12 protein-coding genes are annotated in these 15,683 nt (G+C 70.4%); 2 read left to right on the top strand and 10 right to left on the bottom strand.

What is annotated here, in order from left to right; genetic code table 11:
• Nucleotides 1-2: 2 nt before the first annotated feature.
• The 8 genes from OG331_RS32810 to OG331_RS32775 form a co-directional block, all read right to left on the bottom strand.
• Nucleotides 3-1,520, bottom strand: coding sequence for an FG-GAP repeat domain-containing protein (locus tag OG331_RS32810; RefSeq protein WP_406202869.1), 1,518 nt, complete (start codon nucleotides 1,518-1,520; stop codon nucleotides 3-5).
• A 56-nt stretch (nucleotides 1,521-1,576) separates the two neighbouring features.
• The gene (locus OG331_RS32805) at nucleotides 1,577-2,965 is read right to left on the bottom strand and encodes a VCBS repeat-containing protein (protein WP_406202867.1); all 1,389 of its coding nucleotides are present in this window, start codon (nucleotides 2,963-2,965) and stop codon (nucleotides 1,577-1,579) included.
• A 340-nt stretch (nucleotides 2,966-3,305) separates the two neighbouring features.
• Complete coding sequence (gene obgE, locus OG331_RS32800) at nucleotides 3,306-4,751, bottom strand: GTPase ObgE (RefSeq protein ID WP_406202865.1); 1,446 nt, start codon at nucleotides 4,749-4,751, stop codon at nucleotides 3,306-3,308.
• 106 nt (nucleotides 4,752-4,857) lie between these two features.
• On the bottom strand, nucleotides 4,858-5,112 hold the full coding sequence (rpmA, locus tag OG331_RS32795; RefSeq protein WP_010041940.1) for a 50S ribosomal protein L27: 255 nt from the start codon (nucleotides 5,110-5,112) through the stop codon (nucleotides 4,858-4,860).
• Between the two features lie 14 nt (nucleotides 5,113-5,126).
• Nucleotides 5,127-5,447 (bottom strand): 50S ribosomal protein L21, encoded by a 321-nt coding sequence (gene rplU / locus OG331_RS32790; protein WP_007381993.1) that lies wholly within the window; start codon nucleotides 5,445-5,447, stop codon nucleotides 5,127-5,129.
• 247 nt (nucleotides 5,448-5,694) lie between these two features.
• The gene (locus OG331_RS32785; protein WP_406202862.1) at nucleotides 5,695-9,798 is read right to left on the bottom strand and encodes a ribonuclease E/G; all 4,104 of its coding nucleotides are present in this window, start codon (nucleotides 9,796-9,798) and stop codon (nucleotides 5,695-5,697) included.
• 262 nt (nucleotides 9,799-10,060) lie between these two features.
• Entirely contained in the window at nucleotides 10,061-10,825 is a 765-nt protein-coding gene (locus tag OG331_RS32780) for a TIGR03936 family radical SAM-associated protein (RefSeq protein ID WP_406202860.1), read from the bottom strand.
• A gap of 48 nt (nucleotides 10,826-10,873) precedes the next feature.
• The gene (locus OG331_RS32775; protein ID WP_406202858.1) at nucleotides 10,874-12,019 is read right to left on the bottom strand and encodes a hypothetical protein; all 1,146 of its coding nucleotides are present in this window, start codon (nucleotides 12,017-12,019) and stop codon (nucleotides 10,874-10,876) included.
• Between the two features lie 143 nt (nucleotides 12,020-12,162).
• Between OG331_RS32775 and OG331_RS32770 the strand changes: the two genes are divergently transcribed.
• Nucleotides 12,163-12,489, top strand: coding sequence for a hypothetical protein (locus tag OG331_RS32770; RefSeq protein ID WP_406202856.1), 327 nt, complete (start codon nucleotides 12,163-12,165; stop codon nucleotides 12,487-12,489).
• A gap of 76 nt (nucleotides 12,490-12,565) precedes the next feature.
• On the top strand, nucleotides 12,566-13,660 hold the full coding sequence (locus tag OG331_RS32765; protein ID WP_406202854.1) for a hypothetical protein: 1,095 nt from the start codon (nucleotides 12,566-12,568) through the stop codon (nucleotides 13,658-13,660).
• A 16-nt stretch (nucleotides 13,661-13,676) separates the two neighbouring features.
• Here OG331_RS32765 and OG331_RS32760 read toward each other — a convergent pair whose 3' ends face one another.
• Together OG331_RS32760 and OG331_RS32755 are read right to left on the bottom strand one after the other, a co-directional pair.
• On the bottom strand, nucleotides 13,677-15,125 hold the full coding sequence (locus tag OG331_RS32760) for a Yip1 family protein (RefSeq protein ID WP_406202852.1): 1,449 nt from the start codon (nucleotides 15,123-15,125) through the stop codon (nucleotides 13,677-13,679).
• On the bottom strand, nucleotides 15,122-15,538 hold the full coding sequence (locus OG331_RS32755; RefSeq protein ID WP_406202850.1) for a hypothetical protein: 417 nt from the start codon (nucleotides 15,536-15,538) through the stop codon (nucleotides 15,122-15,124). Before OG331_RS32755 ends, OG331_RS32760 begins: the two co-directional genes overlap by 4 nt.
• Between the last annotated feature and the right edge of the window lie 145 nt (nucleotides 15,539-15,683).

Raw genomic sequence — 15,683 nt, 5'->3', positions numbered from 1 at the left:
TCTCAGTCGGCCAGCCACGATCCGAACTGCGCCTGGGTCACGGTCAGGCCCATGGTGGCCGGACCGAACGAGAAGGAATTGGCGGCGGTGACACCGCTGGAGGTGGCGGAGAAGACCCACGCGGACCCCATGTCGAAGTTCTCGGCCGGGTCCCCGACGACCAGGCCGTGCCTCCTGTCGCCGTTGCCGTCGACGAGAGCGGTCTTCTGACCGAAACGGTCCTGATCCTCGGCGGTACCGGGCACCTTGCCGGTGTTCTGGCTGAACGACTTGTAGCCGGTGGCGGTCAGCCCGTTCGCGCTGCCACGCAGCACGAGCACGGTGCCCGCGTCGGTGCGGCCGTCGAAGTCCTCGCCGGGCAGCCCGGTCGCGACGTCGAGGTAGCCGTCGCCGTCGGTGTCGCCGATGGACAGCCCCGAGCCCATGCCGTCGCCGTGCTCGCCGGCGCCGGGCACACCGGCGGTGTCCTGGTTGATCCACACCGGCTTGCGGGTGCTGGAGACGCCGCCGGGACCGCCGTAGACGACGGCCAACGCACCACCCTTCGTGGGCAGTTCGACGTCGCTGTCAAGGCTGTCCTTGGAGTGGCCGACGACGATGTCGCCGTACCCGTCCTTGTTCAGATCGCCGATCCTCGCGTCCTCGCCGCCGACGATCCTGCCCTGGGCGTCCTTGAGATTGCCCTGGTAGGTGAGGCCGTTGGGGCCGCCCGTGAGCAGGGACACCGCGCGCGAGTCCGGCTCGTCCTGGGAGGAGGTGCGCACGGCGAGGTCGGCAGTGCCGTCTCCGTTCACATCACCCGCCGTTACGGAGTGGTACGACGAGTGCCCATCTGGGTCGATGTCGAAGGAGCCGGTCTTCGCGGGCTTGCCGGTGCGGGTGAACGGGCCGTGCCACACCCTGCCCGGTGCCTCGCTGTCCGGCGTGTCGTCGCTGACCATGACCACATCCGGTCGCTTGTCGCCGTCCACGTCCGCGACGGTGAACCGGCCGCCCCACTCATAGCCGGGGCTCCAGGTCAGTCTCGTCGGCGTGGCCGACAGCCCCTTCGGGCCGCCCCAGTTGACGACGAGGGCGAACCCGGAGTCGACGTACGGCATCTCCGACTCGGCGGACGACAACAGGTCCGCGTATCCGTCCCCGTCCAGGTCCGCGCTCGTCAACTGGGCCCCGTAATACGCCTCGTTCGTACGGTTGGGCCACGTCAGCACCTGCTTGCGCCAGGTCGACAACCCGCTGGAAGAGCCGTACAGCACACTGATCGCGCCGCGCAGCGGTGCCCCTCCCACCGCTGTGGACGGGGCGCCGATCGCCGCGTCGGGATACCCGTCGCCATTGAAGTCGTCGTGCAGCCGCTTGCTGCTGGGCGTGGCGGCCGTGGCCTCGGCGGCGGCGTTGACGGCGGGCACCGCCAGCGCCCCGGCGACGAGCGCGACGCCGGTGGCGAGCGCGACGCCGGTGGCGAGAACGGTGCCTCTGCGGCGGGAGCGCGGAGTGCGGCGGTGGGAACGCGAAGCCATGTGATTCCTGACGTCGGAAAGATGTGGGTGATGGCGTGATGGGGTGAGGCGGCTGATCAGCGCGGGAACCGCTCACCCAGCCGGGCGCCGCTCGCGACCGTGCCGAGGGTGCCGGCGCCGAAGGCGAAGGAACCCTTCGCGGTGACACCGGCCGAGCCGGACCGGAACACCCACACGCCGCCGGCACGCGCGTCCTCCCCGACCGCGGCCACGACGGGCTCGGCCCGCCCGTCGCCGTTGGAATCGACGAGATGCACGTGCTCGCCGAAGCGGTCGTCCTTCTCGGCGGTGCCGGGAACGTCCGCGCTGTTCTGGGCGAGGAGTCTGCCGCCGGCCCCGGTCGGCCCGTCAGGTCCACCGGGTACGACGACGAAGGCGCCGGCCTGTTGCACCGTGCCCAGGTCCTCGTACGGGTCGCCGGCCAGGACGTCGCCGTAGCCGTCGCCGTTGATGTCGCCGACCGCGAGGTCGTGGCCGAGCACGTCCCCGGCCTCGTCGGTGCCGGGCATGCCCGGCGTGTCCTGGGTGATGCTCCGGGGGGCGACGGAGTCGGCCGGGCCACTCGCCGTGCCGAAGAGGAAGCTGAGCCGTCCATGGCCCATGACGATGTCCTCGCGGCGGTCGCCGTTGACGTCGCCGAGGGCCAGCGTGTGGCCGGGTCTGATCCTCTCGCCCTGGGCGTCCCTGAGGACGACGAGAGGACCGAGGCCGTGGCGGCTGCCGCGCAGGAAGTTCAGGTGCTCGCCACGGTTGCCCTCGTCGTCCGCGTCGAACGAGCGGGCCAGGGTCACGAGGTCGGTGATGCCGTCGCCGTCCACATCGCCGGCCACCACCCTGACCAGGTCGAGGTCGCCGTCGACGAGCTGCGCTCCGGTCGTGCCGGCCGGCACACCGCCGCGCCCGAACGGCCCGTACTCCACACGGCCGTTGTCGAGCAGGTCCGGATGCCCGTCGCCGTTGAAGTCACCGGTGACGGTCCCGCCGCCGCTCTGGTACGGGCTGTCTCCGACAGCGGGCCGCACCTTCCCCGAGCTGAAGCCGCCCGGGCCGCCCCACAGCACGGTGCGGCTGCCCTCCCGTGCGATGCCGCCCTGCTCCCACCGCTCGTCATCGGCGGACACCTGCAGATCGCTGTATCCGTCGCCGTCCAGGTCGGCCGTGACGAGGTCCGAACCGAAGCGGTCACCGGCCTCGACGGTGCCGGGAATCCCGGCGGAGGCCTGCGTGTACACCTTCTTGGCCGTGGTGCGCAGTCCGTTCGCGGATCCGTACAGCACGGCGACGTAGCCCGCCTTCGCCCTGCCGCTCACGGTGGCGTTGGGAGCGGCGACGGCCAGATCGTCGTACCCGTCACCGTTGAAGTCCTGCCGCACGGTGGGGGTCGCCGCGTGGGCGGACCCCGCCGGCAGTACACCGACACTCGCGGCCACCAGGGCGGCAGCCATGGCGGCGCTACGCCGCGTTCTGCGCGAAACAGCCTCGACCACGTCGACTCCGGGAATCCGATGGGCAGTTGACGGTGGTGAGGCCTCGAAAGTTCAAGATCCTCATCCCACGCCGCCCAGTACGACTCACCGGGGATCGAAGGGGTTGCCCTGGGATACGCCGCAAATTTTCCTGGAGTTAACCAATCCGGCCAGCGACACACACGGGCGCCGGGACACCGGCCCAGGCAAAGTCAGCCCGTCCGCCGCTTGAAGACGAGGCCGTTCAGGCCGAAGCGGGGGCCTGGGGGCGGGAGCCCCCAGTCGACGGCACCGACAACGCCGCACGCCCTCCCAGGCCTCAGAACGGCTCGAAGTCGTCGAACTCCCGGAGGGCCTCGTCCCGTTCGGCATCCTTGTCACGCCGCCGCTGCGCGGCAGGCCGCGGCGCCTCGAAGCGGTGGTCCTCGCCACGCCGGCCGAGCATCTCCGCCCCGGACATCAGCGTCGGCTCCCAGTCGAAGACGACGGCGTTGTCCTCGGGCCCGATGGCCACGCCGTCGCCGGACCGGGCGCCCGCCTTCATCAACTGGTCCTCGACACCGAGCCGGTTGAGCCGGTCGGCGAGGTAGCCCACGGCCTCGTCGTTGTTGAAGTCGGTCTGCCGCACCCAGCGCTCGGGCTTCTCACCACGCACCCGGAACAGCGGCTCGCCGCCGAAGTCCTCGCGCGTCACGGTGAAGCCGGCGTCGTCGACGGCCTTCGGCCGGATCACGATCCGCGTCGCCTCTTCCGTCGGCTTCGCGGCCCGCGCCCTGCCCACCAGGTCGGCCAGCGCGAACGACAGCTCCTTGAGACCGAGATGCGCCACCGCGGACACCTCGAAGACCCGGTAGCCACGGGCCTCCAGATCCGGTCGCACCATCTCGGCGAGGTCCTTGCCGTCCGGTACGTCGATCTTGTTCAGGACGACGATCCGCGGCCGGTTGTCGAGCCCGCCGTACTCCTGCAGTTCCGCCTCGATGATGTCGAGGTCGGAGACGGGGTCACGGTCGGACTCCAGCGTCGCGGTGTCCAGGACGTGCACGAGCACACTGCACCGCTCGACGTGGCGCAGGAACTCCAGGCCCAGGCCCTTGCCCTGGCTGGCGCCAGGGATGAGCCCCGGGACGTCGGCGATGGTGTAGACGGTCGAGCCCGCCGTCACGACACCCAGGTTGGGCACCAGCGTCGTGAAGGGGTAGTCCGCGATCTTCGGCTTCGCGGCGCTCAGCACCGAGATCAGCGAGGACTTGCCGGCGCTCGGGTACCCGACCAGCGCCACGTCGGCGACGGTCTTCAGCTCCAGGACGATGTCCTGGAGGTCCCCCGGCTCACCGAGCAGCGCGAACCCGGGCGCCTTGCGCCGCGCCGACGCCAGCGCGGCATTGCCGAGCCCGCCCCGGCCGCCCTGCGCGGAGACGTACGACGTGCCGTGCCCGACCAGGTCGGCGAGCACATTGCCCGCCCTGTCGAGAACGACGGTGCCGTCCGGCACGGGAAGGACCAGGTCCTGCCCGTCCTTGCCGGAGCGGTTGCCGCCCTCACCGGGCTTGCCGCTGGTGGCCTTGCGGTGCGGGGAGTGGTGGTAGTCGAGCAGCGTGGTGACCGACTGGTCGACGGTGAGGATCACGTCCCCGCCACGCCCGCCGTTGCCGCCGTCGGGCCCGCCGAGGGGCTTGAACTTCTCACGGTGGACGGAGGCACAGCCGTGGCCTCCGCTACCCGCGGCGACATGCAGCTCGACGCGGTCCACGAAGGTGGTCATGGGATGTGCCTCCAGTTACGTACGGGGTGTTCTTTGAGAACTAACACGCGAAAGGCGGACCCGCTTCCCGTGAGGGAAGTGAGGTCCGCCTCGCGAAAGCTTCCGATCAGGCGACCGGAACGATGTTCACGACCTTGCGGCCACGGTGGGTGCCGAACTGCACCGAACCGGCCTGCAGGGCGAACAGCGTGTCGTCGCCGCCACGGCCGACGCCCGCGCCCGGGTGGAAGTGGGTGCCGCGCTGACGGACCAGGATCTCGCCCGCGTTGACGACCTGACCGCCGAAGCGCTTCACGCCGAGGCGCTGAGCGTTGGAGTCACGACCGTTACGGGTGGACGATGCGCCCTTCTTGTGTGCCATCTCTCCTCAGTCCCTTACTTCGCAGCCGCGGGGATCTCAGTGACCTTGATCGCCGTGTACTGCTGGCGGTGGCCCTGACGACGGCGGTAGCCGGTCTTGTTCTTGTAGCGAAGGATGTCGATCTTGACGCCCTTGTGGTGGTCCACGACCTCGGCCTGAACCTTGATGCCGGCCAGCACCCACGGGTCACTGGTCACAGCGTCGCCGTCGACAACGAGCAGGGTCGAGAGCTCGACCGTGTCGCCAACCTTGGCAGTGGAAATCTTGTCAACCTCAACGATGTCGCCGACAGCAACCTTGTGCTGGCGACCACCGCTGCGCACGATGGCGTACACGCGGATCTCACTCTCTCGCTCGGGAACGGCACCCCCGCAGTCCAGCCGCCCGGCATGCGAGCGGCCTCTCCAGAACACCCAGTGCTCCGGAGGGATGAGGTTTACGGGGATGTGGCGTGCCTATATCCACGGACACGCCGACGGTCAAGGTTACGGGGCCGTGGGCAAGGGGGTCAAACCGGGCCGGGCTCCAACGCAGTGCGGCCGGTCACATGGACCGGCCGCACCACGTATCAGGCGTCGCGCGTCACTCGTCGGTGGCGGCCGAGACCGTGGTCTTCTTCGCCGTCGACTTGGCCGCGGCCGTCTTGGTGGTCTTCGCCGCCTTCTTGGCCGTCACTTTCTTCGCTGCCGTCTTCTTGGCCGCGGTCTTCTTGGTGGTCGCCTTCTTCGCCGTGGCCTTCTTGGCCGTCTTACGGGCCGTCTTCTTGGCCGGAGCCGCCTCGTCGACGTCGTCCTCGGCGGCCGGGGCCTCCGCGGCGACGGCGGACTCCGCCTCAGCGGCCGGGACGACCACGACGGCCGTCTCCTCGGACGCGGTCGGCGCGGTGGCCTTGCGCACGGCGCGGCGCCGGGCACGGGCCGGAGCGGCGCTCTCGGCAACCGCCTCGGCCGCAGCCGGCTCGGCCTGCTCCGAGGGAGCCTCGGCCGGGGCCTGCGCAGCCTGCTCGGACGCCGGGGAGGCGGCCTCGCCGACCGTCACGACGGTGGCCTCGGCCCCTGCCGGCGACCCGGCGGGCGCGGACACCTTGCGGGTCGCACGACGCCGCGTACGCCCCTTGGGCGCGGCCTCCTCGGTGGCCGGGGCCTCGACGACCGCGTCCTCCACGGCCATCGGCTCGGCCTTCGCCTCGGCGGCCGACTCCGGCTGCACCGGACGCTCGACCTCCTGCTCGACGGTGACGTCCTGAGCCGTGGGAACCGCCTCGGACTTCCTCGGCGCACCCGCCGGAGCGGACGCCCGCCGACCGCCACGGCGACGCGAACGACCGCCACGCCCGGCTGCGGCCTCCGCCTCGGCGACGCTGCTGTACAGCTCCTCGTCGGGCGCGAAGGCAGGCTCCGGGAGCGCGGCGGGCCGGGCGGCCTCGGCAGCGACCTCGGCCTCGGACTCCGCCTCCTCCTCGGCCGTCTCGGCCGGCTCGACGGCGACGGCGGCCTCGTGCACGTGCTCCGGACCGGCACCGGCCCGCGCGCGCTTCTTGCGCTTGCCGCCGCCTCCGGCGGAGGTCGGCTGCTCCATGTGCACGATGACACCGCGGCCGTTGCAGTGGACGCAGGTCTCGGAGAAGGACTCCAGCAGGCCCTGGCCGACCCGCTTACGGGTCATCTGCACGAGCCCCAGCGAGGTCACCTCGGCGACCTGGTGCTTCGTACGGTCGCGGCCCAGGCACTCCAGCAGGCGCCGCAGCACCAGGTCCCGGTTGGACTCCAGCACCATGTCGATGAAGTCGATGACGATGATGCCGCCGAGGTCGCGCAGCCGCAGCTGGCGGACGATCTCCTCGGCCGCCTCCAGGTTGTTCCTGGTGACGGTCTCCTCGAGGTTGCCGCCCTGGCCGGTGAACTTGCCGGTGTTGACATCGACGACGACCATCGCCTCGGTCCGGTCGATCACCAGCGAACCACCGCTCGGCAGCCAGACCTTGCGGTCCAGCGCCTTGGCGAGCTGCTCGTCGATCCGGTACGTGGCGAAGACGTCGACCTCGGACGTCCACTTCGACAGCCGCTCGGCGAGGTCCGGCGCCACGTGCGAGACATAGCCGTGGACGGTCTCCCAGGCCTCGTCACCGCTGACGACGACCTTGGAGAAGTCCTCGTTGAAGATGTCCCGGACGACCCGGACGGTCATGTCCGGCTCGCCGTACAGCAGCGTCGGCGCGTTGCCGTTCTTGGCCTTCTTCTGGATGTCCTCCCACTGCGCCTGCAGTCGCTCGACATCGCGGCGCAGCTCGTCCTCGCTCGCGCCCTCCGCGGCCGTACGGACGATGACGCCCGCGTCCTCGGGGACGATCTTCTTGAGGATGGTCTTCAGCCGCGACCGCTCGGTGTCGGGCAGCTTGCGGCTGATGCCGGTCATGGAGCCCTCGGGGACGTACACGAGGTAACGGCCCGGCAGGGAGACCTGGCTGGTCAGACGCGCGCCCTTGTGCCCGATCGGGTCCTTGGTGACCTGGACGAGCACGGACTGGCCGGACTTCAGGGCGGACTCGATGCGGCGCGGCCCGTTGGCCATGCCGAGCGCCTCGAAGTTGACCTCACCGGCGTACAGGACGGCGTTGCGTCCCTTGCCGATGTCGATGAAGGCGGCCTCCATCGACGGCAGCACGTTCTGGACCTTGCCCAGGTAGACGTTGCCGACGTACGAGGTCGACTGCTCCTTGTTGACGTAGTGCTCCACGAGCACGTTGTCCTCGAGGACGCCGATCTGCGTACGGTCGCCGTGCTGGCGGACGACCATCACACGCTCGACGGCCTCGCGGCGGGCCAGGAACTCGGCCTCGGTGATGATCGGCACGCGGCGGCGGCCCTGCTCACGGCCTTCCCGGCGGCGCTGCTTCTTGGCCTCCAGGCGCGTGGAGCCCTTGATGGACTGCACCTCGTCGGACGGCTCGGCCTTCGGGCGGGGCTCGCGGACCTTGACGACGGTGCGCTCGGGGTCGCCCTCGCCGGGCTCGGCGTCCGCGGAGGAGTCACCGGCGCGACGACGACGGCGCCGGCGACGACGGCTGGAGCTGGAACCGCCGTCCTCGCCTCGGGCGTCGTCGGCGTCCTCTTCGTCCTGCTCGGCGGCGTCCTCGGCGTCCTGTGCGGCCTGCGCCGCGGCGACCTCGTCGCCCTCGGCGTCACCGCCCTCGGACTCGGAGTCCGCGGACTCACCCCGACGACGACGCCGGCCACCACGCCGACGGCGCCGACGCGACCCGGTCTCCTCGGTGTCGTCACCGTCGGCGACGTCCTCGGTCTCCGCGTCCTCGGCTTCCTCGGTCTCGTCCTCCGCGGCGGCCTCGACGCTCTGGGCGGGCTCGGCCTCGTCGCCGTACCCGGCGCCCCGACGCCGGCGACGACGCTTGGACGCGGCGGGCTGCTCCTCCGCGGCGAACTCCTCGACGTCCTCGGGCTCCGCCTCGGCCGCGGCCTCGGCGGCTGCGCGCTGGGGCGTCTGGAACTGGGGCTCGGTGAACACGGGCGCCTGGAACACGGCCACGGCAGGCCGCGCGGGGCGCTGCGCCTCGCCGCCCTCGGAGGCGGCGGACTGAGCCGGCGCCGCGAAGCCGGTGGCGGCCCGCTGGACGACCCGGCGACGGCGGCGGGGGGCGCCCTTCTCCTCGGCTTCGGCGGCGGGTGCCTCGGTGGGCTCGCCGACGCCGGCGACCGCGGCGGTCACGGTGTCGATACCGGAGGTCACGGGCGTGGCCGCCGTCACCGGCGTCTCGACGGGGGCCTCGGCAGCAATCGTCTCGGGGGTCTCCTCGGCACCAGCGGCCGCACGCCGCGTGGCGCGCCGGCGCGTACGACGCGGGGCTGCCTCGGCGGCCTCCTCGGCGTCGCCGGCGGCCTCGTCGCTCACGGGCGCCTCGGCGCTCTCGTCGGCCACCGCAGAGACAGCGGCCTCGTCGGCGGGAGCACCGGCGGGCACGGAAACCCGACGGGTCGCACGGCGACGCGTACGACGCGGCGCGGCCTCCTCGGCAGCCTCGACGTCCTCGGCCGGGGCGGCGGCTTCAGCGGCGGCAGGCACTTCGGCGGCCGTACCGGACGCATCGGAGACCACGGTCTCGGCGGCCTCCGTCGGCGCGGGAGCACCGGCGGGTGCGGACGCGCGACGCACCGCGCGGCGACGCGAACGCGGCGGCGCCGTCTCCTCGGCCGCGGGCTCTTCGGCGGCAGCCTGCGCCTGCTCGGCGACGGGTGCGGCGGCAGTCACCGGCACCACGGTCTCGGCGGCCTGGGCGGTCGTGGGCGTTCCGGCCGGCGCGGAGGCGCGGCGCACCGCGCGCCGACGCGTACGGCCGGCAGGGGCGGCCTCCGCCGTCCCCTCCGCCTCTTCGGCGTCCTGGGTCTCTTCGGTGTCCGCGTCCTCAGAAGTCGCCTCGGCCACGGCGGCCACGACGGCGTCGATGTGCTCCTGGGGCTTCTCGGCCGTGTCGGCGTCTTCGGTCAGGGCCGCCACATCGGAGGCATCGGCGACCGGTATGGCCGGCTCGACCACCTCTGTGGGCTGCGCCTCGGCGGCAGCCGTCGGCGGGCCCGCCGGGCGGGACGCGGCACGGCGCCGCCGGCGCGGCGGCAGGGTGTCGCTGGGAGTGTTCAGTTCGGAACCCTCATTGGGTTCGGTCGGTTCGAGCATGCGGGCGTTTCTCCCGTCAGGCTCCCGGGCGCCGCACCTGGTCCGGCGGTATGCCGGTGACGTCCGCGGCTCGCGCATTGCGCGACTGCCGCCGTCCGGGGCGCGGGCGCCGCACGGGAGCTCTCTGTGTCCTGTCTCGCCGGTTCCGTACGCCGAATGCGTACGGCCTGGCGAAAGTCTTCTGGTCGGTGCGCTGCCCGACCCAGGTGGCTCCCGAGTACGAGGGCGGCGCTTCGACGACCGTCCCTACGCGGAACCTTCCTTACGCCGGCGCCGTCGCGGCGGCAGCGGTCTCGGCCTCGGTTGGGGCCGTCGCTGCCTCGCGGTCGGGCGCGAGCGGGTCGGTCACCGTGCTGGTCTCTTCATCGAACAGCCCCTGCGCCAGCCTGGTCACCGCTGCGGGGACCGGCGGCGCCAGGTCGGCCACGGCGCGGAGACCGGACAGGACGTCGTCGGGTCGTACGGCAGGCGTCACGTGCCGAACAACCAGCCGCAGTATCGCACAGGGCTGGTCGGTCGGCCTATCAGCCGTTTCACTCTGTGTTTCAAGTTGTACGACCGCGGGGCGGGCGTCGAAGGTGCGGACGCCGTTCTTGGTCATCCGCTGGACCTCGACCGCCTCGGCGGCGTTGAAGGCCGCCACGGCTCGCTCGGCCTCGGCAGGCTCCACACCGTCCAGCCGCAGCTCCCACACGGAAGCGGTGAGCCGGTCGGCGAGCCCCGAGGTCCGGGCCTCGACCGCGTCGACGATGTCGAGGCCGGTGGGCAGCGACTCGTCGAGGAGAGCCCGCAGCTTCTCGGGATCCCGCGCTGTGGTGAGCGCGATCTCCAGATATTCCGCCTCACTGCCCGTGCCGGTGGGTGCGGCATTGGCGTACGACACCTTCGGATGCGGCGTGAACCCTGCCGAGTACGCCATCGGCACCTCGGCACGGCGCAGCGCACGCTCGAAGGCGCGCTGGAAGTCACGGTGGCTGGTGAACCGGAGGCGGCCGCGCTTGGTGTAGCGCAGTCGGATGCGCTGCACCGCGGGTGCGGGCGGCGGGCCTTCGGGCTGTCGCTTGCCCAGTGTCGTTCAGTCCTTCGTGAGAGCGGTCGTACTGCTACCAAGAGTACGTGTCTCACGGCCGAGAGGTTCCCGTCGGTCCACGGTCTCCCGCTGCTTCGGCTCTCCGAACAGCATCCGCCGGACGTCGGCCCGCGCCTGCCGTACGGACTCGCGGGCGCCGGCGAGCGCATGCCGGGTGGCCCGCCCCACACTGCGCGCGGCCTCGGCGGCGGGCCGCAGGACCGCGTCCCGGACGACGTGCCCGACCGGTGTGAGGACCGTCCGGTACACCCAGCGCACCGGCTCCACGAAGGTCCACCTGAACAGGCTCGCGAGGAACCGTCCGACGGCGAGCGAGATCCGCCCGGCGACCCGCCACGCATGCCCGAGCGCCTCCCAGATCTCCCTGCCGATCACGGCGAGCACACGGCCGACGGGCGCGAGGACCCACCCGTACACGCCCAGCGCGGGCAGCACGAACAGCACCCGCCCGATCCAGTGGAGCGCGGTCCCGATCCCGGTGAGGACCGTGCTCACGGCCCACAGGAGGCCCCTCGCACACCAGGCGATCGCCCGCCCGAGGGGGGTGAGGACCCACTCGTACACCCACACGGCCGGAACGACGAGGAGATACCGCACCAGCCATGCCACGACGGCGAACGCGCCGAGCCCGAACGCGGCGAGCACCGCGCCGAGCCCCCTGAGGACCCACATCGCCGCATGCCCGATCGGTGCGAGCACGCGCGCGTACAGCCACCCCAGCCCGGCCCCGATCCCCCGCGCCAGCCACGCGCACGCGTGCCCGACGGGAGTGAGCACGTACCGGTACAGCCACACCAGCGGAACGACGACGAGTACGTTCCCCAGCCAGGCGAGCCCCATCGCGACGGGCACGACGACGTACCGCCACAGCCCCACGAACGGCCACACGAACAGCGCCCGGCCGAGCCACAGCAGCGCCCGTCCCAGCGGCCGCAGCATGGTGTCGTTCAGGAAGCGCCCGGAGACGACGAGCGCGTCCCACACCATCCGCACCGGCACGACCAGCACCAGCGCGACGATCCGCACGGGCAGCCGGATCGCGACGACGAGGCATCCTTCCGGCGCCGACGGCTGCTCGCGCCTGGCCGGTGGCTGCTGTGGGTCGGTGGCTGAGGGCTTCTCAAGGTCCATATTCGTGTAGACGCCTCAGCCACCCGTCCGGATCCCACCGGTGCGCACAACCTCAGGCCCGAGGGCGGGCGTTCGCATTGCAGGATGCGCCGACCGGGTGAACAGTGGATTTGTAAGGTCGAGTCGGCCGAGTCGGCAAGCAGATGATGCAGTACACCGCACAGCGCATCTGGGACCACCATGGCCAGAACCAGTCGGCGGTACGCCTTCCACAGGGTCAACGCATCTCTCTTGGCCGCGGCACTCGCGCTGCCGGCCGGCCTGACGAGCGCGGTGGCAGCACAGCAGACACCCACCGCGAGCGGGCGCCACGCCCCCGCCCGGACAACGCCGCCCCCGTCACCCGCGTCGACGCCGCCTCCCCCGACGACGACAGCCACTACCCCTACCCCTACGCCCCCGCCCTCCACGCCGACCACGTCCACGCCCCCGACCGACACGTCGGATTCGGACTACACGCCGACGACTGATGATTCGTCAGGTACCGCCACCCCGGACGAACCCGCGTCCAAACCGCCGTCGGACCAAACGCTGTCGATCGACGAGGTGACGGCGGCCCTGAACAGGACACGGGGAGACGTACCCGAGGAACTCACGTCGACCGTCGACACCTTGGCTGCCGCGCTCAGGACGGTGACGGACCCGGCGACGACACCCCAGGACAGGGAAGCGGTCACCGAGAGCGCGAAGAAGCTGGCGTCGGCACTGTCGGTCATCAGCGACGACAACACGCCCCGCGAGCTCCGGGACCAGCTGACGGTGCTTGTGAAGCAGATGACCTCCACCCTGGCGGTGGGCCAGGAGCCCGACGTACCACCCGAGGACGGCGCGCGGCTCCTCGTGGTGGTGGAGCGGACGGCATCCGCCCTGGACGCGATCGGCGATTCCGGGACACCGAAGAAGCTGCGGGGGGAGCTGGCGGCGATCGTGGAGGAAGTGAGCTACGCCCTGGAGCAGAGCCGCGGCCAGGGCGAGATGGGCATGACGGCGTTGTGGGTGAGCTCGGCGATGGGCTTTCTCACCCTCTCGACAGCACAGCCTGAGGAGACACCCACGCAACCGGAGCCGTCGCGCACACGATCCGAGCAGTCGGGCACATCGCAGCAGCATGACCCGCTCGCGAAAGCGATTCATCAGGTCACTCAGTCGATGAAAGAGGCGACCGACTCCAGGAACTCACCGGAGAAGCGGAATGAAGCCCGGAAGGAGATGAGCGATCGGACCACCGGGATGAAGGATGAGCATGACAAAGCCGCCTCGGAGCAGGAGCCGCCTGATGCCCCTGTGGGGAAAGCCGCCGAAGTGTGCACCAACGCCATACTCAAGGCGCTCCCGGACCGGAGACTCGAAAAGGGGTTGAAGGACCTGACTCCCTCGAACTGGGACAGCGCAGGCGTCAAGGACTTCTGGAAGGCCAAGGAGAACGGAAACGAGGTGCTCGACGTCCGCGCCCAGTTGGAGAACGACGAACACACCCACGCCCCCTTCGACATCGGGCCGCTCATCGAGGAGCTCGCCGAACTCCTGCCGGGGAAGGAACTGAACGCGACCCTCGGGCAGCCGGCCCTCCACTGCAGGCAGACGGCCGTGTACCTGGACCAGGACGGGATCACGGCAGGGAGCTGGCTCGGCGAAGGGTAGGCGGCGAGGCCACTCGTCACAGCCCGGAGGATCTCATCAGTTCCGCGACGGACACCTCCGCATCGGCCCGGACCCGCCCGGCTCCGTACCTGTCCAACTCCCTTCTCACTTCTTTGTAGGAGCCGCCTTTGAATTTCCGTGATGAAATGAAGGAAGAAGGCGATAACCCGGGCGACCAGATCGCTGCGACAAAGCGCGGTTTACGCGTCACATTGATAAGGTTGTTGTTATGCCGCAGCCGCCCCTGATATACGAGGTGCTGCCCGCACACCTGCCATGCACAGTAGTGCTCTTCGTCTTCGTCCCATGAAGGGTGAGCAGTGCTGAACTCGTCCACGTCCAGCTTTCCTCGATCCTTCCTCATGTAGGAAACCTGAACGTCGACACTCACCGTGTCGTACCGCGCTCCTTTGGGGACTTCAAAAACACGCTCAAGGTAATACTCCTGCCCGACTTCGAGCCACTTACCGGGGCCGTATAAATGACCACTGCTCAGTGTGGTTTTCTTGAGGTCACTGACATGGAGATCCGCCTCCCCGGCCGGGTAACCCGGCTTGCCCACACTCTCCCGCCACTCACTCAACAATTCCTCATCGCTAGGGAAGTTGGAGTACTTGGCACCCCTGCCACGGACCGTGTAGCTGTCGTTGAGGATGTAGACGGGGATCCCGCCGGTGTTTTTCATGCGGAGCGACAGCGGGACGTGGACGAACGGCAATACGCGGTCCGCGCGCGCAGTCCCGAACTCCGCGCGCAAGGTGAAGTGCATGGGGGCGGCGCTGGGTTGGTACATGGTCGAGTACGCCAGGCTTACGGCGGTCAGAAGCGCGGTCGCGACCACTCCGGCCGCGAATCTCTTGGGCTGCGGGACTCCTGCCCAGGATTTCTCCCTGACGAGCAGGACGAGCGCCCACAGAGACCAGCACCACAGAGGCAGGAAAACCAGCAGATAGGGCGTGTATTCCGTTTCCTCGAGCCACATGAAGAGGAGGAGGCTGTCCGTGGCGAGCGAAATGAGAACCCCCAGCAGGACGACCGCCCCGGAGACCTTGAACTGCCGTCGTCCCCAGTGATCGAGCGCCATCAGCGCGGCTGCGCCCTGCACCAGACCGGACAGCACGAAGAGAACCCCGGTCACCCGTTGCGCAAAAGTCAGCGCGCCAGCGGCGTCCGGCCACCCCACAACCGCGTTGAGCCCCATGGCAGCCAACAGCCCGACCGTCATCAGCACGAGAATTGCGCGTCTTCTCCACGCCCGGTCGGGCCACGTGCCGCTGTCACCGCCGCGCCAGCAGATGAGTGACCGGTCTTCCAGATCCACGTCCGCCGGAAAACCGAGGCGGCCGAGTATTTTGCGCAGTTCGCCCAACGACCAGGCACTGCCCACCGTCTCGCCGCCCACGGTCACCCGGCGAAGCCCACGGCTGTCCGGCGACTCGACGACGACCCAGGGACGCAGGCTCATGCCAGGCTCGCGGTGCGGTTGAAGCCGGTGATGTTGAGTTTGACGCCCTTCGCGGTCTTGAGCGTCGTGGGGTACTCACCCCGGGCCGTCTGGCCGGGTTGAATGGAGGTTTCCAGTTGCGTGCCGTTCGCCAGTCGGGTGCCACTGGCATCGACCGCTTCCCATTCCCACGAGTAGTCGGACTTCTTGCTGCTGCTGTTCTTGATGGTCCAAACGGCCCAGATATCAGTGATGCCGGCTGCCGAGCGATCGTCCAGCTGAAACCTGACCAGATCCGCCCGCTCACCCTCGGCTTCCTGCTTCTCCCCCTGTGGCGCCTTCTCGGTCGCCGCGTCGGTGGGAGCGGACGTGGTGCTCTCGTCGTCATCCCCCAGCGAAACCAGCAGCACAACCACGACGATGACGGCCACCACAGCCGCAGCCAAGGCACCGACGCACCCCCAAAGACACGCCCGCCCCCGCCCTTTCTGCTGCGGCGGCCCGGCGGGAGTCGCCCACTGCCCGGTAGGGGGAGTGCCTGCGCCGGGTCTCTCCCACTGGGGCCCGTCCTGGGGGCCG

This window comes from Streptomyces sp. NBC_01017 (assembly GCF_045162795.1).
In the GTDB taxonomy this organism is placed as follows: Bacteria; Actinomycetota; Actinomycetes; order Streptomycetales; family Streptomycetaceae; genus Streptomyces; species Streptomyces machairae.
Note: the sequence above shows the minus strand (reverse complement) of the source record. Positions and strands in the feature narration are given on the sequence as shown.